Origin of the sequence: Pararhizobium sp. PWRC1-1 (assembly GCF_049897905.1) — a bacterium.
Classification (GTDB): domain Bacteria; phylum Pseudomonadota; class Alphaproteobacteria; order Rhizobiales; family Rhizobiaceae; genus Pararhizobium.
Window position 1 is genome coordinate 135,892 of the sequence record NZ_JAFCXE010000003.1, and the last position, 20,542, is coordinate 156,433.

Consider the following 20,542-nt stretch of genomic DNA (forward strand, 5'->3'; position numbering starts at 1 on the left):
AATTTGTCAAGTTTTCATTTTTTTATTTGTTCCTTACGATGTTGCGGAATTACATCAGCCATAGGCATCGTCTAAATTGGCTGGCAAAGACAGAACCGGAAGTTAAATCGCAAATATTTCCAATGTAATATTTAGACTATCCTGAATCCGGACGGAATCGCGGAATCAATACATACGCTGCCACTGGCAAAACCGCAGACAAACCGATTTTTCCACTGAGAAAAATTAACAGTTTGTTAAATATAACGAATCCAGAGCCCCATGATGACTCCAGTCGGGCAGACCTCGATTCTTGCGGGCACGTCGCCGTGCCGCGACAATACAGAGAACCGCCGCGAGTCTATTTTCGACAAGGGATCGATGCTGCCGATTTTCGTGCATGGTTTTGCGGATCGGCCGGGCGGCAAAGGAAAGCCATGGAGATGAAGACACACTGCATCAGGCCACTGTCGCGCCGAAAAAGATTTATCCTGTGCAAACTGAAAGACCCGCCAGGGCCTGGCGGGTCTCTTGATCAAGATAAGGAAGGGGCTTTTATCAGGCCGCTTTCTCGGCGACCCACTTGCGAAGAATCTTGGCAGCGCGTTCCTCGCTGATTTCGACCATGCGGGCGAGCCTGCGTTCCGGGCCTTCCTTGACGCGCCGGTTGAAACCGCCGTCGCTGTCGTCGCCAAGACTGAGCAGGTCGTCGGTGCTGTCGAAGCCGAAGTCGGAACCGAAGCCCTCCATCAGCGCGCCCCCAGCACCACCGTTTGCGGCGGGCGAGAAGTCCGGCAGTTCCAGGCCGACCGGCTCGTTATCGTTGAGCGCTGTACCCCGGCCACCCAGGCCCATCGAGCGGGCCAGAGGACGCATGCCCATCCAGACGACCACGAAGGCCACTGCGACGAAGGCGAGTGCGTTGATGATGCCGCCGAGATTGCGGGTCAGCGTTTCCATGATGCCGGGGCCAGCTACCGCTTCATCGAGCAGCTGCGTGTTGACGAAATCCATGGCCGTCAGCGTGATCATGTCACCACGCGCCGGGTCGAGGCCAACGGCAGAGGCGACGATTTTCTGCATGTCCTGGATATAGGCGTCGATCTTCGCCTGGTCGGCACCTTCGCCGATCATGGCGGCTACCCGGCCGCGGTTGACCACGACTGCGACGGAGAGTTTTTCCAGTGTATAGCTGCTCTTGACGGTGGCGACGGTCTTCGAGTTGATCTCGTAGTTGGTCTGCTCTTCCTTCTTCTCCGTCTGGTCGTTCGATTGCGGTCCGGCCGCGCCGCCTGTTGGAGCAGCTTGCGGAACGTTCTGCTGAACGGTCGCTGCATTGTCGGCCTGCTGCTGGCTTGATTTCTGCTCTTCCTTGGTGACCCGGGTTGACCGCTCGACGCGCGATTCCGGATCGAAGACCGTTTCCTGGATCTGCTGGGTATCGGTGTTCAGCTTGGCGGTGACACTGGCGCGAAAGTTGTCCATGCCGAGGAAAGGCGTCAGAGCCTTGTCGATATTGTTTTCGACTTCCCTCTGGACGTTCTGGATGATGCCGAGCGACTGGTTCATGGCGCTATTGGCAGGATCGTCACCGGAAGCCAGGAGCTGTCCAGTCGAATCAAGGATCGTTACGTCATCGATGCCGAGGCCCGGAACGGACGAAGCCACCAGATGGCGGATCGAGGCTGCGGCATTTCGGCCGATATTGGCGCTGGCACGGATCATCACCGAAGCGGTCGGGTTCTGCTCGGCTTTTCTAAAACTGCCGCGATCGGCCATTACTATGTGGACACGGGCGGCGGAAATCCCGGAAATCTGCTGGATGGTGCGGGCGATTTCGCCTTCAAGGGCGCGGACGCGGGTGACTTCCTGCATGAAGGAGGTGAGGCCGAGCGAACCGACATTGTCGAAGAGTTCGTAGCCGGCATTGGCGCTGTTGGGCAGTCCGCGCTCAGCCAGATACAGGCGCGCCTTGCCCGTCATGCCAACCGGAACCTGAATGCTCGCTCCGTCGGCGCCAACTTCAAAATTGATGTTGGCTTCGGCAAGAGCAACGCTGACCTGGTTGAGGTCGTTGCTTTCCAGCCCGACATACAGCGTTTCGTAGGAGGGTTTGTTGACGTAAAGCCCGGCAGCGAGAACGATCGCCACCGCGATGACACCGGCTGAAATCAGCGCAATGAGCTTGCTTTGCCCGAGACTGGCCAGGTTTTTCGTGACCGTCGAAAGTTGATCCAACAGATTCATTCTGTTTCCGCACCCAGTGGCACATGTTCCGTTCAGACAACATCGCCTGGGGAGTGAACATGTGCAGATCCAAACATTCGGGTTGCTGATCGATCTGGCGCATGTGGCTTCGTCAAATCACGCGCAAATCTACCAGTCCCGATTGGCACACTAGAAAACGAAACTTGCGCGAACTTGTCTTGGCCCGCCCAAACGTCGGGAAAGCAGACAGCACCTTCTATTGCGGAACTCCATGCGGAACGGAGCCGTTTTTCGACGGCCCCGGGCAGTTTTCGATCACAACGATGTCAGATTACAAAACACGGTCTGGATAACGGGCGCGGTCCGCATCGATTTCGGCCTGGGTGTAAGGCTTTGAAGTATCGTCAAAACCGTTCCAACCCTGGCCTTCGTATGCCGTCCGGCGGGCGGGTAGATCAACCCAGTTCGAGCGCTTGAGGATTGCTTCAGCCTCGGCGGCGCGCGCATCATCAACCTTCGCCGTTACCAGCGTTCCGCCACGGCGGACACCTTCAGCATAGACATGCGCATCGCGCTCATCGACGCCGGAATCCGTCAGCGCACCGATAATACCACCGGTAGCTCCGCCGACTACGGCACCAGCAACAGCGCCAGCAGCCGTTGCAGCCAACCAGCCCGCAGCCACGACCGGACCGACGCCGGGAATTGCCATAATGCCGAGACCTGTCAGCAGCCCCCCAACGCCGCCGACGGCTGCGCCGATGCCGGCGCCAGTGCCAGCGTCTTCGGCAACATCGTTGTCACCCTTGTGGCGGCCATCGGCGTTGTTGGAAACGATGCTGATGTCATTGTCTGAAATACCGGCGGCCTTCAGCTGGTCAACAGCGGCGCTCGCGTCAGCATATTGGTCGAAAAGTCCTGTAACGGTCTTTGTCATGGTGTTTCTCCTTGATGTTGTTTTTGGCTTACTTGGCGACGATGTTGCCCTGATAATCCAGGGACACCATCACGGGCTTGCCGTCCTTGGTGGCCTTACCCTGCCAGACACCCTTGTCATCAAGCTTCAGCTCGGTAACGTCGGCATAGCCGCCTTCGACGATGCGGTCCTTGGCCTGACCTTCGGTGAAGCTGTTTGCGCCTTCAACCGGTGCGGTGGTGTTCTGATCAGACGGGGTTGCGACTGCCGGCGTGTCGCCGTTGGGATTGGCGGAAGGCGTTGCTGCCTGTGCGAATACGGACGATGCAGACAGGGCGACGATCGACGATGCGATGATAAATTTGTTCACTGGGATCTCCTTGGGATCGTTAAATGACCCTCGTCGACAAAACCCTCCAATCGCCATAAAGTTCCGCGTTGTTTTGTTGTCCACGGCAAAAAAACCGTAACGATTCCGACATATTAGTTCCTTCTGCAGCAGATCCCCCAGCAGATTGACGGATTTTACGGCGCCCCGGAATGCCACGTGCCAAGGGCTGATAAGCAGGTCGCGCACCTCTGTTTGCATCGCTAGAACACAACAATTATGGCGCTTAGGAACGTCATCCGGCACCAGCGGTACGGGCTCAAAACATCCGCATTCCGCGACCGGCCCAAAAACAAAACCGCCGCTCAAGACGATTGTCGAGGCGGCGGTAAAATTAAGCAGGGAGAAGTCGGTGAGGGCTAAAAAGCCTCGAAATCGCCGGCAGCCTCGGTCAGCGGCTGGGAATGGCCGTGACGCAGCATGCCATTGCCGAGCGATTTCTGCATGTCGGCAAGCTTGACCAGATTCAGCGCCGTCGTCACGTCCACCAGCCAGGACTGCGGGATGGCCGCAGTGACGGTGTCGATGAACTCGGCCAGACCGCGCGTCTTCTGGACGGCCAGATCGATACCCTGCAGGACCTTTATCCTGTCAGGCGATTCCAAGACCGCCTCGCCATGAATATCGCTGAGCATCGGTTCGATCCGCTCGATGAGATAAGCCACATCATAGAGTTCCGAAACGATGCGCATCATCACATCCGGGAGCGCCTCATCGACGTGAGGCATATGGCTCTTCATTTCAGTCAGCATTACACGCCCTCACGCTGGCAACAAATGCCGTCCGGGAACACCCCACCGAACGGCTACGCTAAACACCTTGCCAAAGCACATCCCGGGCCTGATCCCGGGATGCCACCCAAGCGCTAGAAAAATTCGATCGCATTGTCGACCGGCTTCGGCACCGGCCTTGGGCGCTGTTCCTGAGCCACAGCCTTCTGTGCTTCCACGCCCGTCAGCGCATATTGCCGGGCACGGCCGCTGAGCGGCCAGTATTCGAGCTTGCGGCCATGATCGCCACCGGTGCTCTCACCGACCACCTGGATCCCTTCGTCCATCAGGAACTGGCGCGCAAACAGCGCATTCTGCTCGCCGACATTGGAGAAGCGCGCGATCGTCTTGGCACCACCAAAGATCTTCGCCTCGAGGCGCTCGCGGCGGGCCCCCTTCTTCAGGAGACCGTTGATCAGCAATTCCATGAGATGCACGCCGTAACGCGTTGCATCGCCGCCTGACGAAATTGCATCCGCCGAACCCGGCAGAAGGAAATGGTTCATGCCACCGACGCCCGCGACCGGATCGCGCATGCATGCTGCCACGCAGGAACCGAGGATGGTCGAAAGCACGACATCTGGATCGTTGACCACCTTCCATTCGCCCTGGATGACATGCACACGCCTGGTCGCAGCCTCAGTGATCATTTCAATGCCCCAAATACGGCTTCGATTGCAGCTTTCATCTTTTCGATGGTGAAAGGCTTGGCCAGCACGTTGTTGGCTCCGAGCGCCGCCGCCTTGGTGACCAGTGCGCGGTCGCCCTGGGCTGTCAGCATGATGAAGGCGGCCTTCTTCGTGGCCGGATTGTTGCGCACGGCAGCAAGCAGGCCAAGACCATCCATCTTCGGCATGTTGAAATCGGAAATCACCAGGTGATGCGGCTGAGCTGCCATGATCTTGGCCCCCTGCTCGCCATCACCGGCGACGGTGATCTGCTTGAAACCGAGTTGTTGCAGAGCATCGCCCAGCAACAGACGGCTGGTGACCTGATCATCGACGATCAGAACTTTGATTTTTTCCGCTAGGGACATTTATTCGCTTCCTTCTCTTCGGGCGGCAGTGCTTTTCAGGACTTCTTCCCCGATTGAGCCGAGGGGGAGTTGTGTTTCGACGGCACCCAGTTCGTAGGCAACCCTCGGCATTCCATAGACGACGCAGGTTTTTTCATTCTGACCGAATGTGCGGGCACCTGCGTGGCGCATTTTCAAGAGACCGGATGCGCCGTCGCGGCCCATTCCGGTGAGAATGACACCAACCGCATTGCGTCCGGCGAGTTCCGCGACGGAATCAAACAGCACATCGACGGAAGGACGATGACCGTTCACCGGTTCGCGGTCCAGCAGACGGCAGCTGGGCGATGTGGGATTGACGACCTGCAGGTGGCGTTCGCCGCCCGGGGCCAGATAGACCTTGCCTATCTCCAGCCGGGCACCGTCGGTGGCTTCCGCGACGGTTGGCGCGCAGATGCGGTTGAGGCGCTCGGCAAAGCTCTTGGTGAAGGTGTGCGGCATATGCTGCGTGATCACCGTTGGCGGGCAATTGGCCGGGAATTTCTGCAGAACCGTGATCAGGGCCTCGACACCGCCCGTGGACGATCCGATCGCAACGATCTTTCTGCCTGCCCGGTAATCGGAAGCCGCATTGGCGTTGGCAGCGCTTGGCGCCGCAACCTTGTTGCCCGAAATGATGAACTTGCGCTGCGAGCGGGCAGCGGCCTTTACCTTTTCGGCGAGATCGCGGAACGGATGCGGATCGCCCGGCAGCGGCTTGCCGACGCAATCGAAGGCACCAATTTCCAAGGCCGCCAGCGACGCTTCCGCACCCTTATGCGTCAGGGTCGAGACCATGATCACCGGCATCGGACGCAGGCGCATGATCTTTTCGAGGAATTCCAGCCCGTTCATGTTGGGCATCTCGATGTCGAGCGTGATGACGTCGGGATCGAGGTCCTTGATCGCCTGGCGCGCCTGCATGGCATCAGCCGCCTGGCCGATAACCTGAATTTCCGGATCGCTGCTCAAGATAGCAGTGATCAGCCCACGCATGGTGGCGGAATCGTCAACAACAAGAACGCGCGCAGCACTCATGAGCGGCCTCCCTGTGGTTTGCCGGTGTAGCGATAGGTGGTGATGCCGATATTATCGAAGACCGACTTCGCATCGCCAGAGACGCGTTCGGAATGGCCGATATAGAGATGACCCTTGGGATTGAGCATGCCGCCAAACCGCGACCAGATCTTCATCTGGGTCGGCTCATCGAAGTAGATGACGACGTTACGGCAGAAGATCACATCGAACTGGCCCTTGAACGGCCACTGCGCCATCAGGTTGAGTTCGTTGAAGGTGATCAGTTTCTTCACACGGTCGTCGACCTGCCACTTCTGGCGGCCGTTGACTGAGGTTTCGGTGAACCATTGCTTGCGCATTGCGGGGCTGACCGTTTCAAGCGCAGTCGCGTCATAGGCGCCGGCCCGGGCCAGCGCCAGGATCTTGGGATCAATGTCGGTCGCAAGAATACGGAAATCATAGTCTGCTGCATTCGGCAGCATCGACAAAACCGTCAGCGCGATCGAATAGGGCTCCTGCCCGTCCGAGCAGGCCGCCGACCAGATGCGCACCCGGCCGCCATTTTTGGCGCGGGCCAGAAGTTCCGGCAGAACGTCGGACTTCAGATGCTCGAAATGATGGTTCTCGCGAAAGAAGCGGGTGAAATTCGTCGTCAGGTGCGAAAGCATGTCGCGGCGCTCGGCGGCACCGGCAGGCGATGAAACCAGCTGGCAATATTCGCGAAAACCCTTCAGGCCGACATTGCGGATATGCTTGGAAAGCCGCGAGTAAACGAGCGAAGCCTTCGATTCATTGAGATAGATGCCGGCATCGGCATAAATCATGGCAGCAATCTCCACGAGGTCGCGGCGGGTCAGCGGATATTCTCCGCTCGCCAGGCACTCGTCTGGGGATAGCTTGCTGTCAAAGGCGGCTGGCATGCTCATGCAGCTTCACTTTCGGTATGAGGAAACACGGCTTCCAGTTCGATCAGGCAGATCATCCGCCCTTCGATCGCCAGGATGCCGCGGGCAAATGTCCGCTCGAACTCGGACGTCATATCCGGCGTCGGCTGGATATCCTCGTCCTTGATCGTCAATATGTCGGAGACCGCCTCTACGAGAAGGCCGACGACTTTGTTCTTGACCTGCGTCACGATGATGACGTGGCGCACTGTCGGCTCGGCCGGCTTCATCCCGAGGCGGGCCGACAGATCGATGATCGGCAGGACCGCACCACGCAGATTGATGACGCCAAGCACATATTGTGGCGCATGGGGCATCGGCGTTGCGGGAGCCCAGCCACGGATTTCCCGCACGGACATGACGTTGACGCAGAATTCCTGATTGCCGATCCGAAATGCGATGAGTTCGCGCTCTCCATTCGTCAGATTTTTTGCGAGAAGCGTCATAGTCCTTACCCTGCAGCGGCGAGCGATGTTTCGGTGTGGAGCGACTGGCCGCGCGATGCCGAAACGACGGCATCGACGTCCAGGATGAGCGCAACGCGGCCATCACCGAGAATGGTGGCGGCAGCAATGCCAGGCACGTGCGTATAGTTGGCCTCAAGGCTCTTGATGACGACCTGGCGCTGGCCCTGGATGGCATCGACCATCAGTGCGCGCTGGCCGCCGCCTTCGGATTCCACCAGAAGGGCGACACCTTCGACCGGATTGGCCTGGGTTGCGCGGAAGTTCAGGATGCGTCCCACATCGACCAGCGGGCAGAACGAGTTGCGGATCGAGATCAACCGCTGCGTCGCGCCGAAGGAGTGAATTGCTGCCGCATCCGGCTGTAGGGTTTCGACGATTGCTGTCAGCGGCACGACCAGTGTCTGGCCGGCAACCGTGACGACCATGCCGTCGAGAACGGCGAGCGTCAGCGGCAGGCTCATGGTGAAGGTGGAGCCATGACCGGGCTTCGACGAGATATTGATGCGTCCGCCGAGTGCCTGGATGGAGCGCTTGACCACGTCCATGCCGACACCACGTCCCGAAAGGTCGGAGACCTTGTCGGCGGTGGAGAAGCCTGCGTGGAAGATCAGGTTGTCGATTTCTTCGTCCGACAGGTTTGCATCGGCCGCGATCAGGTCGTTGTCGATCGCCTTCTGGCGAACCTTCTCGCGGTTGATGCCGGCACCGTCGTCAGACAGTTCGATGACGATACGGCCCGAGCGATGCTTGGCGGTCAGCTTGACCGTACCTTCGGCACTCTTGCCGGCGGCAAGACGCTTTTCCGGCATTTCGAGGCCGTGATCGACCGCGTTGCGGATCATGTGGGTCAAAGGCTCGGCGAGCTTGTCGATGACCGTCTTGTCGACTTCGGTGTTTTCGCCCTCGGTAACGAGGCGAACCGACTTGCCGGTGATATCGGCAATTTCGCGGACGGTGCGGGCCATGCGCTGGAAGACCGGCTTCACCGGCTGTGCGCGGATCGCCATGACCGAGTCCTGGATCTCCCGGGTCAACTGCTGAAGTTCTTCCAGGCCCATATTGATCGAGGAGACACCATTCGAGTCATTCTCGATGACGCTCTGCGACAGCATCGCCTGGTTGATGACCAGTTCGCCGACGAGGTTGATGAGCCGGTCGACACGATCGAGATCGACGCGGATGGTCGGTGCGGCAGCAGATGCCTGCTGGGCATTGTTCTGAGCGGCAGCTGCGGCCGCGCCCTTGTCGCCGGCGGCTGCACGCGATGCATTACCAGCCATCTGGACGACATTGGATGCCGTTCCGGCAGCAGCGACGGCTTCCTGTGCGGCGGCGATCTGTTCTTCCTCTTCGACAACGCCGAGAGGCACATCGAGTTCGCCGTCAAGTGCTGAGAGATCGAACGGGACCGGCTGCATCGGCAGGTCATCGCCGTTGGCTTTCGGAGTTTCGCCCGTTTCAAGCGCCGTCACCTCGAGGTCGCAGTCCCACTCGGCGAATTCGAACACCGAACGCACGGCATCCTCGCCCTTGTCGGTCTTGATCGATACTTTCCAGGAGAAGTAGGCGGCTTCCGGGTCCATCTGGTCGAGGGATGGCAGGCTGTCCATGTTGCAATGGATGCTCATTTCACCCAGACGCGAGAGGTCGCGCAGGAGCAGCGTTGCTTCATTGCCCTTGGTATAGAGTTCCGACTTCGGCTTGAAGACGACGTCATAGGCCGGAAGATCGGCCGACACATCATCGTCGCCGAAATCGTCGAAGGAGAAGGCGACCGGAACAAAGCCGTCGTCGCTGACAACAGGTGCCGGTGCGGCAGCAACCGGTGCGGCCTTGGGTGCAGCAGCGACCGGGGCTGCGGCAGGTGGTGCCTCGCCCTTGGCCAACGCCTCAAGTTCGCGGATCAGCTGCGCCGAGCGGGCCTGATCGACACTGCCGCCGTCGCGCGCGACATTGGTCAGGTCGGCCAAGACGTCGGCCGATTTCAGCATGACCTTCAGGACATCCTGGTTGGGTTCCAGCTTGTTGGAACGAACGCAATCAAGCGTGGTCTCAAACACGTGTGCGAAAGAGACAAGATCATCCAGCCCGAACGCTCCGGCACCACCCTTGATGGAGTGGACCGCCCGGAAAACCGCATTCACCGTTTCCGGATCACGGTCGCCGTCATTGAGCCGCAGGAGACCGGATTCCAATTCAGCGAGTTGCTCCTCGCATTCCTGGAAGAAAATCTCTTTGATTTCGTTCATATCCATGGGGAGGAATCCTGGCTTAGGCGGTTACGCGCTCGATTGCATCGATCAGCTTGGTCGGATCGAACGGCTTGACGATCCAGCCGGTAGCACCTGCCTGGCGGGCGCGGTTTTTCTTTTCCGCGTCGCTTTCGGTGGTCAGCACCAGGATCGGAATTGCCCGGAATTTCTCGTTCTTGCGCACGCCCTCGATGAAGCCGAAGCCATCCAGACGCGGCATGTTGATGTCGGTGACGATAACGTCCGGATTGGCATCCTCGAGGATTTCGAGCCCCTCGATGCCGTCTTCTGCCTGGATCGTTTCGAAACCGGCATTGTTCAGCGTGACGAGAAGCATGTTCCGGATGGTTCGGGAATCATCGACTGTAAGAACTTTCTTTTTCATGTCTCAAATCTCCTTTGCCATCAGGTGGTCGATATTGACCCCGATGAGCTGTGTCGTTTTCGTAAATGCGTCCGACACCTTGGCGAAGGTGAAAGACTGATTATCCTCTTCCCAGCTTTTTGCTCCGGCCATCAGGACCTGAACGCACAGCGCACCGATACGCTCGACTGCAGATGCGTCGATCGCGAGCGGATTGCCGCGCAGAGCCATCAGCTTGCCGTGCAGCGCGTTGGCCTCGTTGAGGTCGAGAACCGGTGCGAGGCTCAAACTTTTCCGAGCGGCTTTCTTGGCTGCCATCTCTACTTTCCTTGTCTGGCTGGGAGTAATTTACAGGGATGGTTCAACTGGTTTTCGGCGCGCCCATGCGAGCGCACGTTCTGGCCCTCGAAAATCGCCGATCTTGGCAGGATGTGTTTGTGACGGCTCTGCATCAGCGCGCCCACCCGGCAAGACGGCCCTGCAGACCGAAGCCCTCATCGAACCCATCATTGCTCTCGTCGGTGATTTCGCCCGGCCGTGCGGCTGGCGCCACAATGGCAGGGGTCGAGTAGGATGGCGCGAAGGCCGTCTTTGGCGCCTGCCGCTGGATATGGAACTGGCGGATCGTCTGGCCGAGTTCGAGAATGACGGTATGCAGGTCGTCGCAGCTCTCTTTGGCGCCGGCAGCCTGATGTGCGCTCGCGCCGATTTCGGTGCCGATACGGCTAAGATCGGATGTCGCGGCCTGAAGGCCGGTGACCTGTTCGGCGGTTTCTTCGGCAATGCCGGCGATGGCATCGTTGATGCCGCGCACCTGCTCGACAATGTTGCTGATGGCGTCCTGCGTACGGCCCACGCGTTCGACGCCCGCCTCGACCTGGCACTTCGTGCTCGATACCAGCTGCTTGATTTCGCGGGCCGCGTCACCCGAGCGCTGCGCCAAGGCGCGGACCTCCTGGGCGACGACGGCAAAGCCACGGCCGCTTTCGCCAGCACGCGCAGCCTCAATGCCGGCATTCAACGCCAGGAGATTGGTCTGAAAGGCAATCTCGTCGATGACGCCGATGATCTGGCCGATCTTTTCGGCCGACGCTTCGATATCGGCCATGGCGGAAATCGCCTGCCCGGCAATCTCGCCGCTGTGTTCAGCCGACTGGCGGGTGACCGCGACGCTCTTTTCGGCAGCCCGTGTCTGGCCGGCATTGTGCTTGACCCGGTCGACGATGGCGCCAAGCGACCGGACGGTCTCACCCAGCGCTTCGGACTGTTCCCGTCCGCGATCTGCAATTTGTCCAGTCTGGCCGGCAAGATCGCGCGACGAGATTTCCATCGTGACGGCGCGGTCGGCAAGGCCGATGAACTCGTTCTGCATGGCATTAAGCGCGCCATTCAGTTCGTGGGCTACCGGTTGATACGCGACCGGCACATCACTGGGCGTCCGAACGGAAAGATCGCCGCGGCCAAGCGCCTGGGTAACGCCGCCAAATAAAGCCAGTGCTTCGGCTTCACCGGCCTTGCGCTGCTCGGCGAGCTGGCGCTGGTGGCTGTGACGCTGCTCGTTGAAGCGCAGAGAAACGGAAATTTCGGTATCGACGAAAACGGTGCGGACCAGAGCGGCGACGAGGTCGGCCAGCTCCTTCCTGTTCGCCTTGCCAAGCGACAGCATCGATTTCGGCCAGAACTGCTCGATCATCGAACAGATCAAGCGTTCGAGCACGACGGCGTGGCCGGCGATCTGCCAGCGCGGATCAAGTCCCATCTTGCTCTCGGTATCCGACAGCACCTTGACCCGCTCCGCATAGAGACTGTCAAAGCGGGCGTCAGTGAGCACGCTCCAATGCGATGACTGAAGGTCGTGCAGCCGGTCGATCTGGCGGTCGCTGGTGAAATGGCGGGCGGCATCCGGAAAGGTCTGGAGGCGCTGGAACAGGTCGCGCAATGCGAGTTCGACCTCTGCGCCCAACGACTGGCGATGCTTGCGCAAGACGTCGGTCTGGTCTTCATCGAGCCCGGCAAAACGCAAGCGCTCGAGCAGGCTGCCTGCCTGAGCTTTCCTGGTCTGATCTGGCGACGTTTCCTGCCTCACGCTTTTCCCCGGTCCGGTATCTCGTCTCTGGAAACCCTATGGCTTTCAGAAGAATCCTGTAGAAAATCAAACTCTTGCTGCATGTCCGCAGGCCTTGACCGGCGCACGGTGCGTCCATTCATCAACGGATGTTCCAAAGGGGCGTTGCCAAGCGGGCCGTCTTGCAAGACGCCAAATGGCGACGGCTGCAATGCCGGCTGGCCACGGCGATCAGCCGCTTCGTTCCCAAGAGATATCCGGTGAAAGTGCATACCGGATCAAAACCGGTTCGTTGGTACGGCGTCATGCCTTGCGGGGAAGTAGATTTTCCCACTCCAACGTGTACGACCATGTTTATGGTTAATTCCTTGCTTGAAGGTTAACGGTTGATCGTCCGTATCTTCTTTCACTAAAATTAGCCGCATATTGCTCTCACCCGGCGCAACCGCTTATGAAACGGGGGTTTGCGCCCGTTGGAGAAACAACAGGTTTTCAATGGTAAAACTTGGGAGTTGATCTTGAGAGGCCCCGCCATTAACTACTGCCTATTCTGACCGGTTCAAGCCATGCGCAAGCATAGCCGGCCAAAGTGAAGCGGCATCATGATGATGACGTAGAAGGAACGGGCAATGATTGTTCTGGGACTAAGCGCTACGCTTATCGCCACCCTTACACTGGCAGCGGTCTCCATCCTCCTCAATATCGAGGATGATCGCAAGTCGTTGAACGCCCGGATTTTCTAGGAAATAGTTGAACCGCACTTCGGCCCGTAAGCATATGTGCCTCACAAGGGCGATGCATTACGGCGTGTCCTTGGATGCGAGAAGCGCCGCTCACCCTTGAAGGCTGCGGCGGCCAATTTTCTTCGTTTTGTTTTCTCACCGCTCTTTGATCGCACACTGGAATAGCCGGTGAGACCCGCCCCGGAAGACGGGCCACAGGCTCATTCGGCTGGAGCGTAGTTCACACCAGCCGGCACTTCCACCCGGCGCGGCAGAGTGAGAGCGACGATCAGCCTCAAAACAGTCCCCACAGCGGCCAGATAGACAGCGAACCGTGTGCCTTCGATAAGACCGATGGTCGCCGTCTGACCTATCGATTCCCCGACACCATTGGCAACGGCAACCAGGATGGCGAGGCCGACGGCCAGCCCGACCTGCAGGCTGGTGGATGCCATGCCCGACGCCACGCCCTGCTCTTCCTGGGCAACCCCGGTCGCCGACACGATCCACATCGCCGTCCACACCATGCCCTGGCCGACGCCGAGCACTGCCATGCCCGGAACCAGGCCGATATAGCCCCAGTCCGGCGAAATCCCGTATGCGAACGCCACCATGCCGGCGACGCTGAGAACCTGGCCGATCACCAGGCTGGCACGAACGCCGGAGCCGGTGGCCATACGCTCGCCCAGCTGCGTACCGATGAAGATGGCGACAGCCGGAACAAGGAATGCCAAGCCGGTCCACAGCGCATCGAAGCCGAGCATGCCCTGGAACAACACGGTTTCGAAATAGGGCAATGCACCCAAGGTGGCGCCGAAAAATAGCGTCAGCAGCATGCCCGCCAGCGCATAACGGTTAGAAAAAAGGCGCAACGGCATCAAAGGATCATCACTGCGGGCTTCGATGACGAAGAAGGCTGCGAGCAGGATCAGACCAGCAACCAACGCAAGCAAGATGGACGGTGACGCCCAGCCCGATTCCGGCCCTTGAACGAGGACGTAGACCAGCAATGTAATGCCGATCGTCGCCGTCAGCGCGCCCGGTAAGTCAAAGCTGCGATGCGAGCCTTGGTTGACATCACGCGGCATGATGATCAACGCGCGGGCGATGATGATGACGACCAGCGGCACATTGACGAAGAAGACGGCGGGCCAGCCATAGGCGCTGGTAAGAATACCGCCGAGCAGAGCGCCGACGGTCAGGCCGGATGCACCGGCACCGCCCCAGACGGCCAAGGCGCGGTTGCGCTCGCGACCTTCGGCAACAACGTGGTCACCAGCGATAGCGTTGCCGGAAACAGCAAGGCGCCGCCGACACCCTGGATGGCCCGGGCGATGATGATGGCGCTCGGGCTGGTGGCCAGTCCGCCGACCAGCGACGATACGCCGTAAAGCGCCAGAGCGAAGATAAAGATCCGGCGCCGGCCGAGAAGATCGGCGGCGCGGCCGCCTAAGAGCAGGAAGCCACCAAAGGCGACACCATAGGCGCTGACCACCCATTGCAGGGTCTGGCGCGAGAAGCCGAGTTGCGCGCCGATATCAGGCAGTGCGACGAAGACGATATTGTAATCAACGGCGGTGACCAGTTGAGCGAAGGCGAGCAGGAACAATGTCCAGCCCAGCCGCTGGCGACCGCCGGATGCGGGAGAAAATGACATGATGGATATCTCTTGTTGCGGGGACAAGGCTGCGCAGCGTTGATGATTTGATAGTACGGATAGAATCGTACAATTGTCAACGCGAGACGTCCAAAAAGTTTGACTGTACGCGAACGGTTTATTATCTTGTCTTGATGAACGACCATCATCCCATGCGTGACGACCTTCGCCTACCCGATGTTCTTCTGGCTCTGGGCAACCCGATCCGGCTGGCGGCGGTGAAGCAGATCGCGACCGGCGAATGTATCTGCAGCGACTTCGTGACCGATGTTTCGAAATCGACGATGACACATCACTGGCGCGTGCTGCGCGAGGCCGGCGTGATCCGGCAGCGGCCGGAAGGCCGGGTCATCTATATGTCGCTGCGGCAGGACGATCTGGAGGCACGGTTTCCCGGGTTGTTGACAGCGATCTTCAACGCCGATCAGGTGGCGCCGGCATAAGCTGGCCGATGCCGCCTATAAGGCCTGAACGAGCCTGGTCCAGCTTGCCGCGTAAGCTGCATACGTTTCCGGAACGGCGCCCTGAAATTCCACCGTGTGCGCCTGCGCCCGGCTGCCATCGACAAGGCATGCGGCCCCAAGGCTGGTGCCGGTGGCGCTCTGGCTGCCGATCAGTACGGGGCGGCCGGTTGCGGCTTTCAGCATCCGCAGATAGCTGGGATTGGCCGCGAACGGTCCCTCGACGACGACTTCGCCCTCAGCGCCGATCAAGTTGAGCGAGCTGGCGGTCATCATCGCCAGATGAAAGGAGACGACGGCAAGCCTCTGCGGGCCGGTCAAGGACGCCTCGTCGCATGTCCAAGAGGCCTTGGCGTGCGGGAAAGGCCCGGAACCTTCCGGCACCGATGGCAGAAGCATCCACTGAGCGGCAGCCACCTGCGCTTCGACGTCTTCGGAAACGGTGACCGCCGGATCGGTGATCAGCGTCGAAAAGGCCCGTCCACCCATGAACCGTGCCGAGGGGACGGGATCGCCCAAGGCGTTGACATTGATCAGCGTGTCGCGCGCCTCGTCCAGCGCCACCTTTCTTGCGCCCATCGCCATCATCACCACCCAGGTTCCGGTGGAAACCACGGAGAACGGTGCTTTCCGCGTCAGCACATGCGGCAGCAGCGAGGAATTTGAATCGTGAATGCCGCAATAGACCGGCAGACCTACGGGCAACCCGGTGTCCTTCGCTGCCTGCTGGGTCAACCCGCCCAGAACATCGCTTGCACGGTGCACGGGCGGGAACAGCGACCGCCAGCCGCGGGCGTCAACCATGGTGGAGAAGTCCGCAGAATAGGGATTCCAGAGGTCGGTATGACAGCCGAGCGATGTCAGTTCAGTGGAGAGAACGCCGCTCAGGCGGTAAGACCAGTATTGCGCATAGGTGAGGATGCTGGCGACCTTGGCGAACCGGTCCGGGAAGGTCTGTTCCTGCCAATAGATCTGCGCACCGATGTTCAGGCCCATCGGTAGCCTTGCCGCACCGGTTTCGGCAAAGGGCGGGCGAACCTTGTCATAGTCCCCGGCCAGCGTATCGGGTCCGGTGAATTCGTAGTCGAGCAGCGGCAAAGCGAGATCGCCGTTCCTGTCCAGCAGAACCGCGGTCGCGCCGTGGGTGGTCACGGAAATCGCGTCGATCGGTGTCTCGGCATTCAGCGCGGAAAGGCTTTCGGCAATGAATCGCCACAGGCGCTCGACGTCGAAATGCGGGTACAGGCCTTCGGTCACGACACCGTTTGCAGTTTTGCGCACCGCCCTTTCCTCGAACCGGTCGAGATCGACCAAAGCGACCTTGGCATTCGTCTTGCCGATATCGATGACAGCGATGGTTTTCATGGGATCACTTCATATGGAAGACGGTGGTAAGCGGCACGGCGACCGGCTCGTTATCCGCCTTCGTCTCCATGATATCAGCCATATGGGCCCACCATTTCTGCATCACCGGATGTTTGGGCAGATCGGCCATGGTGTGATCATCCCGCCGCCAGAGAACACCGAACAGGAGATGGGTCTCCTCATCGAGATGGATCGAGTAATCCGACACGCCTGCGTCCGTCAGAAGCGCCGACAGTTCCGGCCAGATCGCGTCATGGCGCGCCTTGTATTCCTCAGTCATGCCGGGATTGAGCCGCATGCGGAAAGCGTATTTTTCCATGGTGTCCTCAATGCGCCCGGCGGCGGGCGCGTGACCACAGGATCGGCAATGCGATGACGGAAATCAACAGCACGCCGATGAAGATCGACATGACGATGCCGGGAACATTGAGAAGGCCGAACCCGAAGGTGACCATGCCCATGATGAAGGCGGCGAGCACAACACCCGGAATGGTCCCGGAGCCGCCGAGAATGCTGACGCCGCCGAGCACCACCATCGTCACCACTTCCAGCTCGACACCCAAGGCAATCGACGGGCGGGTGGAGCCGAGGCGCGAGGTCAGGCAGATCGAGGCAATGCCAGCCATCAGACCCGTCAGCAGGAACAGGATGAACTTGACGCGGCCGACGCGGACACCAGAGAACAATGCTGCCGTCTGGTTGTTGCCGATGGCATAGACGGCGCGGCCGAAATTGGTCTTGTGCAGCAGCACGCTGTAAACAATCGCAAAGAACACGAAGAGCGCGAATTCGAACGAGTAAACCCACCAGACATAGCCCTGGCCGAAATAGGCGAAGCTGGCGGGATAGCCTGTGTAGGCCTGGTCTCCCAATATAATGAACGACAGGCCGCGAAACAGGCTCATCGTGCCGATGGTGACGACGATCGATGGCAGGCCGAGGCCGGTGATCAGCAGACCGTTGACCGCGCCGCAAAGCAGACCGGTGCCGAGGCCGACGACGACCAGCATGGGCGTATCCGCACCCATGGTCACCGCCAGCCCCATGGCCGTCGAGGACAGGGCAATGATCGACGCGACAGAGAGGTCGATCTCGCCGGAAATGATCACCAGCGCCATGGCAAAGGCGACCAGCGCCTTTTCGGTGAAATTGAACGTCGCGTCGGACAGGTTCCACGGATCGAGGAAATAGGGCGAGGCAAACGAGTTGATCGTGAAGATCAGGATCGCCACGACGAGAAGCAGGCTCTCCCAGCTCTTCAGGGCCCGGCTACCCCGGCTCTGCAACCGGTCCGGAATGATCCGGGGTGAAAGATGCGTTTCCGCCATCAGACCGCCTCCGCTTTCTTCAGAATGACACGGCCCTTGCGCTTCTCAGTCCGAGCGTTGACGGCGACGGCGATGATGATCACCGTTCCGGAAATCGCCAGCTGGGCAAAGGGCGAGATATTGATGACCGGCAGCGCATTCTTGATGACGCCGAGGAACAGGCCGCCGAGCACGGCACCGCCGACCGAGCCAATGCCACCGGCAATCGAAATGCCGCCGATGACGCAGGCTGCGATGATATCGAGCTCGAAACCGGCGGCGATATCGACATAGGCGACCGCATAACGCGACACCCAGAGATAACCGGCCAGACCAGCGAGACCACCGGACAGGCAATAGGCGAAGAAGCGCGTGCGGCCGACATCGATGCCGGTATAGACGGCCGCATGCGGATTGCCGCCGACGGCAAAGAAGGCGCGGCCGACCGGCGTGCGCGTCATCAGGATATAGACGGCGGCAATCGCCACAACCGAGAGCCATGACAGGACCGGGAAACCGATCAAAGGCGCGCGTGGCAGCGCCTTGAAGGCATCGCTCATCTGATGCGCATTGATCCACGCGCCCTTGCTCAGAAGAAAAATGCTCCCGCGAAAGATGGTCAGCGTGCCGAGCGTCACGACGATCGGCGGAATATCCAGTTTCCAGACGAGCAGGCCGTTGATCGAGCCGAGGGCCGCGCCAAGGGCGACGACGGTGAGGATGACCAGCGGGATCGGTATGCCCGGAAAGGCGGCATTTATCATCGCCGCGACCATGCCGGATAGTGCCAGATTAGCCGCCATCGACAGGTCGATGCAGCGCGTCAGGATCACGGCCATCTGGCCGAGCGCCAGGATGATCAGGATCGAGGTGTCATTATAGACGCGCGCCAGATTGGCTGGCGCGACGAAACCGGGGAAGCGCAGCGCGATCAGGAAGACCAGCGCGACGATGGCGATGACCAAAAGGATTTCGCGGTTCTTGAGCAGCTTTGCCATTATACGGCCTCCCCGATGCCGGCGGCAGCCCGGACCAGCTTTTCGGCCGTCAGCTCGGAGCGCTCAAAACGCCCGGCGATGCGGCCTTCGCGCATGACGATGACGCGATCGGCCATGCCCATGATTTCGGGGATTTCCGAGGAGACCATGATGACGCTCAATCCCTGTCCTGCCAGTTCGCTCATGAAGGCGTGCACCGCAGCCTTGGAGCCGATATCGATGCCCTTGGTCGGCTCATCGAGAATGATCACCTTCGGCTGCGTCGCCAGCCATTTGGCGATCACCACCTTTTGCTGATTGCCGCCCGACAGCGTGCCGACATCCTGATCGAGCGAGGCGGCGCGCAGATCGAGGCGCTGCGTATATTCGCGCGCCAGGGCAAACTCGTTGGCAAGCTTCAGGAAGCCGGAACGCGAGGTTTTCTGCAGCGAGGGCAGCGTGACGTTCTGGAAGATCGGCAGGCCGATGATCGCACCCTGGCGGCCGCGCTCTTCCGGCACATAAACAATGCCGGCCTCGATCGCCTCGGCGGGAGAGCGGATGACGAGGACATCGCCATTCAGCTTGACCGCACCGGCAGACGGCCTTGTGATGCCGATCAGCGACTGCATGAATTCGGAACGGCCCGCGCCGATCAGGCCGTAGAAGCCGAGGATTTCGCCGCGGCGCAGTTCGAAATTGATGTCTTCGAATTCGGTCGGATGGCGGTAGCCCGAAACCGTGAGGACCGGCTCGCCGATCGCGACATCGACCTTCGGAAAAACCTGGCCGACATCGCGGCCGACCATCATCTTGACCAGCTGATCCTGGGTTACATCGGCAATCAGCCCCTCGCCGACCATGCCGCCATCGCGAAACACAGTATAGCGGTCGGCAATGCGGAAAATTTCATCGAACTTGTGGCTGATGAACAGGATCGCCTTGCCGTCCGCTTTCAGCCGGTCGATCAGTTCATAAAGCTCGTGGATCTCCTTGTGCGACAAAGCCGCCGTCGGCTCGTCCATGATGACGACGCTGGCGTCGATCGAAAGAGCGCGGGCAATCGCCACCATATGCTTGTTGGCAATGCCGAGGTCGCGCAGCCGGATGGTCGGATCGATTTCAGCGCCGACGCGGGCAAGCAGATCGCGGACATTTTCGTTGAGTTTCTTCCAATCGATCAGGCCGAAGCGGCCGCGCGGCGCATGGCCGAGAAAGATGTTTTCGGCGACCGACAGTTCATCGAACAGCACGGTTTCCTGGTGGATCGCGGTGACGCCGGCATGGGCGGCTGCGAGTGCGGTTGGAAAATGAGTCTCGGCTCCATCGACCCGGATCGTGCCGCCATCCGGCTGGTAGATGCCGGTGAGGATTTTGACCAGGGTCGATTTGCCCGCACCGTTTTCGCCGATCAGCGCCGTGACGGAACCGGGGTACAAAGCGAGCGAGACGTCGGACAGCGCTTTTACGCCGGGAAAGGACTTGGATATGCCCTCGAGCGCGACGGCGGGTTTCATCCGCAATGTGGTCGTTTCCTGCAGCAAGAGGCAATCCACCGGTATGATTTGAAATTGAAAATTGTCGGCAGGCTATCGCTTGCGCGATTGCCCCTCACCCTAGCCCTCTCCC

Annotated in this window: 21 protein-coding genes; 1 reads left to right on the forward strand and 20 read right to left on the reverse strand. The window is 59.9% G+C overall.

From position 1 onward, the window contains the following. Nucleotides 1–537: 537 nt before the first annotated feature. From fliF to ACP7E0_RS06670, 15 genes are all read right to left on the reverse strand, one after another. On the reverse strand, nucleotides 538–2,226 hold the full coding sequence (gene fliF / locus ACP7E0_RS06600) for a flagellar basal-body MS-ring/collar protein FliF (protein WP_426123773.1): 1,689 nt from the start codon (nucleotides 2,224–2,226) through the stop codon (nucleotides 538–540). A 292-nt stretch (nucleotides 2,227–2,518) separates the two neighbouring features. Next, the gene (locus ACP7E0_RS06605) at nucleotides 2,519–3,124 is read right to left on the reverse strand and encodes a general stress protein (RefSeq protein WP_426123775.1); all 606 of its coding nucleotides are present in this window, start codon (nucleotides 3,122–3,124) and stop codon (nucleotides 2,519–2,521) included. 28 nt (nucleotides 3,125–3,152) lie between these two features. Continuing rightward, nucleotides 3,153–3,473 (reverse strand): PepSY domain-containing protein, encoded by a 321-nt coding sequence (locus ACP7E0_RS06610; RefSeq protein ID WP_426123776.1) that lies wholly within the window; start codon nucleotides 3,471–3,473, stop codon nucleotides 3,153–3,155. Nucleotides 3,474–3,850: 377 nt separating this feature from the next. Then, nucleotides 3,851–4,243, reverse strand: coding sequence for a chemotaxis protein CheT (gene cheT / locus ACP7E0_RS06615; RefSeq protein WP_060500261.1), 393 nt, complete (start codon nucleotides 4,241–4,243; stop codon nucleotides 3,851–3,853). A 113-nt stretch (nucleotides 4,244–4,356) separates the two neighbouring features. Next, nucleotides 4,357–4,911, reverse strand: coding sequence for a chemoreceptor glutamine deamidase CheD (cheD, locus tag ACP7E0_RS06620; protein ID WP_037105537.1), 555 nt, complete (start codon nucleotides 4,909–4,911; stop codon nucleotides 4,357–4,359). Beyond that, a complete protein-coding gene (locus ACP7E0_RS06625) occupies nucleotides 4,908–5,297 on the reverse strand; it encodes a response regulator (protein WP_037105534.1) in 390 nt (129 codons plus the stop codon). Before ACP7E0_RS06625 ends, cheD begins: the two co-directional genes overlap by 4 nt. Then, nucleotides 5,298–6,353 (reverse strand): protein-glutamate methylesterase/protein-glutamine glutaminase, encoded by a 1,056-nt coding sequence (locus tag ACP7E0_RS06630; RefSeq protein ID WP_426123777.1) that lies wholly within the window; start codon nucleotides 6,351–6,353, stop codon nucleotides 5,298–5,300. Beyond that, nucleotides 6,350–7,258, reverse strand: coding sequence for a protein-glutamate O-methyltransferase CheR (gene cheR / locus ACP7E0_RS06635; protein ID WP_426123779.1), 909 nt, complete (start codon nucleotides 7,256–7,258; stop codon nucleotides 6,350–6,352). The genes ACP7E0_RS06630 and cheR overlap by 4 nt, the downstream gene beginning before the upstream one ends. Beyond that, complete coding sequence (locus ACP7E0_RS06640) at nucleotides 7,255–7,722, reverse strand: chemotaxis protein CheW (protein WP_426123780.1); 468 nt, start codon at nucleotides 7,720–7,722, stop codon at nucleotides 7,255–7,257. Before ACP7E0_RS06640 ends, cheR begins: the two co-directional genes overlap by 4 nt. Before the next feature lie 5 nt (nucleotides 7,723–7,727). Beyond that, entirely contained in the window at nucleotides 7,728–9,998 is a 2,271-nt protein-coding gene (locus tag ACP7E0_RS06645) for a chemotaxis protein CheA (protein ID WP_426123782.1), read from the reverse strand. 16 nt (nucleotides 9,999–10,014) lie between these two features. Continuing rightward, the gene (gene cheY1, locus ACP7E0_RS06650; protein WP_068951143.1) at nucleotides 10,015–10,380 is read right to left on the reverse strand and encodes a chemotaxis response regulator CheY1; all 366 of its coding nucleotides are present in this window, start codon (nucleotides 10,378–10,380) and stop codon (nucleotides 10,015–10,017) included. A gap of 3 nt (nucleotides 10,381–10,383) precedes the next feature. Further along, nucleotides 10,384–10,677, reverse strand: a complete 294-nt coding sequence (locus ACP7E0_RS06655) for an STAS domain-containing protein (protein WP_426123783.1) — start codon at nucleotides 10,675–10,677, stop codon at nucleotides 10,384–10,386. Between the two features lie 133 nt (nucleotides 10,678–10,810). Continuing rightward, nucleotides 10,811–12,445, reverse strand: coding sequence for a globin-coupled sensor protein (locus ACP7E0_RS06660; protein WP_426123785.1), 1,635 nt, complete (start codon nucleotides 12,443–12,445; stop codon nucleotides 10,811–10,813). A 922-nt stretch (nucleotides 12,446–13,367) separates the two neighbouring features. Further along, nucleotides 13,368–14,381 carry an MFS transporter gene (locus ACP7E0_RS06665; RefSeq protein WP_426123786.1) on the reverse strand — a complete coding sequence of 338 codons (1,014 nt, stop codon included), beginning with the start codon at nucleotides 14,379–14,381 and terminating at the stop codon, nucleotides 13,368–13,370. Then, complete coding sequence (locus tag ACP7E0_RS06670) at nucleotides 14,345–14,803, reverse strand: MFS transporter (protein WP_426123788.1); 459 nt, start codon at nucleotides 14,801–14,803, stop codon at nucleotides 14,345–14,347. The genes ACP7E0_RS06665 and ACP7E0_RS06670 overlap by 37 nt, the downstream gene beginning before the upstream one ends. Nucleotides 14,804–14,955: 152 nt before the next feature. Here ACP7E0_RS06670 and ACP7E0_RS06675 point away from each other — a divergent pair, with 152 nt between their 5' ends. Further along, a complete protein-coding gene (locus ACP7E0_RS06675) occupies nucleotides 14,956–15,246 on the forward strand; it encodes an ArsR/SmtB family transcription factor (RefSeq protein ID WP_426123790.1) in 291 nt (96 codons plus the stop codon). A 15-nt stretch (nucleotides 15,247–15,261) separates the two neighbouring features. On the opposite strand, the gene ACP7E0_RS06680 is transcribed toward ACP7E0_RS06675, so the two are convergent. Genes ACP7E0_RS06680 through ACP7E0_RS06700 form a run of 5 tightly spaced genes read right to left on the reverse strand, consistent with a single transcriptional unit; the run spans nucleotide 15,262 to nucleotide 20,430 of the window. Next, nucleotides 15,262–16,629, reverse strand: coding sequence for an FGGY-family carbohydrate kinase (locus ACP7E0_RS06680; protein WP_426123791.1), 1,368 nt, complete (start codon nucleotides 16,627–16,629; stop codon nucleotides 15,262–15,264). A gap of 4 nt (nucleotides 16,630–16,633) precedes the next feature. Then, nucleotides 16,634–16,948 carry an L-rhamnose mutarotase gene (rhaM, locus tag ACP7E0_RS06685; RefSeq protein WP_426123793.1) on the reverse strand — a complete coding sequence of 105 codons (315 nt, stop codon included), beginning with the start codon at nucleotides 16,946–16,948 and terminating at the stop codon, nucleotides 16,634–16,636. Nucleotides 16,949–16,955: 7 nt separating this feature from the next. Beyond that, on the reverse strand, nucleotides 16,956–17,957 hold the full coding sequence (locus ACP7E0_RS06690; protein ID WP_426123794.1) for an ABC transporter permease: 1,002 nt from the start codon (nucleotides 17,955–17,957) through the stop codon (nucleotides 16,956–16,958). Beyond that, nucleotides 17,957–18,937: an ABC transporter permease gene (locus ACP7E0_RS06695; RefSeq protein WP_426124119.1), complete on the reverse strand. Its 981-nt coding sequence runs from the start codon at nucleotides 18,935–18,937 to the stop codon at nucleotides 17,957–17,959. Before ACP7E0_RS06695 ends, ACP7E0_RS06690 begins: the two co-directional genes overlap by 1 nt. Beyond that, nucleotides 18,934–20,430, reverse strand: coding sequence for a sugar ABC transporter ATP-binding protein (locus ACP7E0_RS06700; protein ID WP_426124120.1), 1,497 nt, complete (start codon nucleotides 20,428–20,430; stop codon nucleotides 18,934–18,936). Before ACP7E0_RS06700 ends, ACP7E0_RS06695 begins: the two co-directional genes overlap by 4 nt. Nucleotides 20,431–20,542 lie beyond the last annotated feature (112 nt).

What these genes read in the sequence shown, in the direction of transcription:
- rhaM (WP_426123793.1), bottom strand. Translation starts at nt 16,948, where the DNA reads ATGGAAAAATACGCTTTCCGCATGCGGCTCAATCCCGGCATGACTGAG.
- cheR (WP_426123779.1), bottom strand. Translation starts at nt 7,258, where the DNA reads ATGAGCATGCCAGCCGCCTTTGACAGCAAGCTATCCCCAGACGAGTGC.
- ACP7E0_RS06625 (WP_037105534.1), bottom strand. Translation starts at nt 5,297, where the DNA reads ATGTCCCTAGCGGAAAAAATCAAAGTTCTGATCGTCGATGATCAGGTC.
- cheY1 (WP_068951143.1), bottom strand. Translation starts at nt 10,380, where the DNA reads ATGAAAAAGAAAGTTCTTACAGTCGATGATTCCCGAACCATCCGGAAC.
- ACP7E0_RS06700 (WP_426124120.1), bottom strand. Translation starts at nt 20,430, where the DNA reads ATGAAACCCGCCGTCGCGCTCGAGGGCATATCCAAGTCCTTTCCCGGC.
- cheD (WP_037105537.1), bottom strand. Translation starts at nt 4,911, where the DNA reads ATGATCACTGAGGCTGCGACCAGGCGTGTGCATGTCATCCAGGGCGAA.
- ACP7E0_RS06675 (WP_426123790.1), top strand. Translation starts at nt 14,956, where the DNA reads ATGCGTGACGACCTTCGCCTACCCGATGTTCTTCTGGCTCTGGGCAAC.
- ACP7E0_RS06690 (WP_426123794.1), bottom strand. Translation starts at nt 17,957, where the DNA reads ATGGCGGAAACGCATCTTTCACCCCGGATCATTCCGGACCGGTTGCAG.
- ACP7E0_RS06670 (WP_426123788.1), bottom strand. Translation starts at nt 14,803, where the DNA reads ATGTCATTTTCTCCCGCATCCGGCGGTCGCCAGCGGCTGGGCTGGACA.
- ACP7E0_RS06630 (WP_426123777.1), bottom strand. Translation starts at nt 6,353, where the DNA reads ATGAGTGCTGCGCGCGTTCTTGTTGTTGACGATTCCGCCACCATGCGT.
- ACP7E0_RS06680 (WP_426123791.1), bottom strand. Translation starts at nt 16,629, where the DNA reads ATGAAAACCATCGCTGTCATCGATATCGGCAAGACGAATGCCAAGGTC.
- ACP7E0_RS06655 (WP_426123783.1), bottom strand. Translation starts at nt 10,677, where the DNA reads ATGGCAGCCAAGAAAGCCGCTCGGAAAAGTTTGAGCCTCGCACCGGTT.
- ACP7E0_RS06605 (WP_426123775.1), bottom strand. Translation starts at nt 3,124, where the DNA reads ATGACAAAGACCGTTACAGGACTTTTCGACCAATATGCTGACGCGAGC.
- ACP7E0_RS06640 (WP_426123780.1), bottom strand. Translation starts at nt 7,722, where the DNA reads ATGACGCTTCTCGCAAAAAATCTGACGAATGGAGAGCGCGAACTCATC.
- cheT (WP_060500261.1), bottom strand. Translation starts at nt 4,243, where the DNA reads ATGCTGACTGAAATGAAGAGCCATATGCCTCACGTCGATGAGGCGCTC.
- fliF (WP_426123773.1), bottom strand. Translation starts at nt 2,226, where the DNA reads ATGAATCTGTTGGATCAACTTTCGACGGTCACGAAAAACCTGGCCAGT.
- ACP7E0_RS06645 (WP_426123782.1), bottom strand. Translation starts at nt 9,998, where the DNA reads ATGGATATGAACGAAATCAAAGAGATTTTCTTCCAGGAATGCGAGGAG.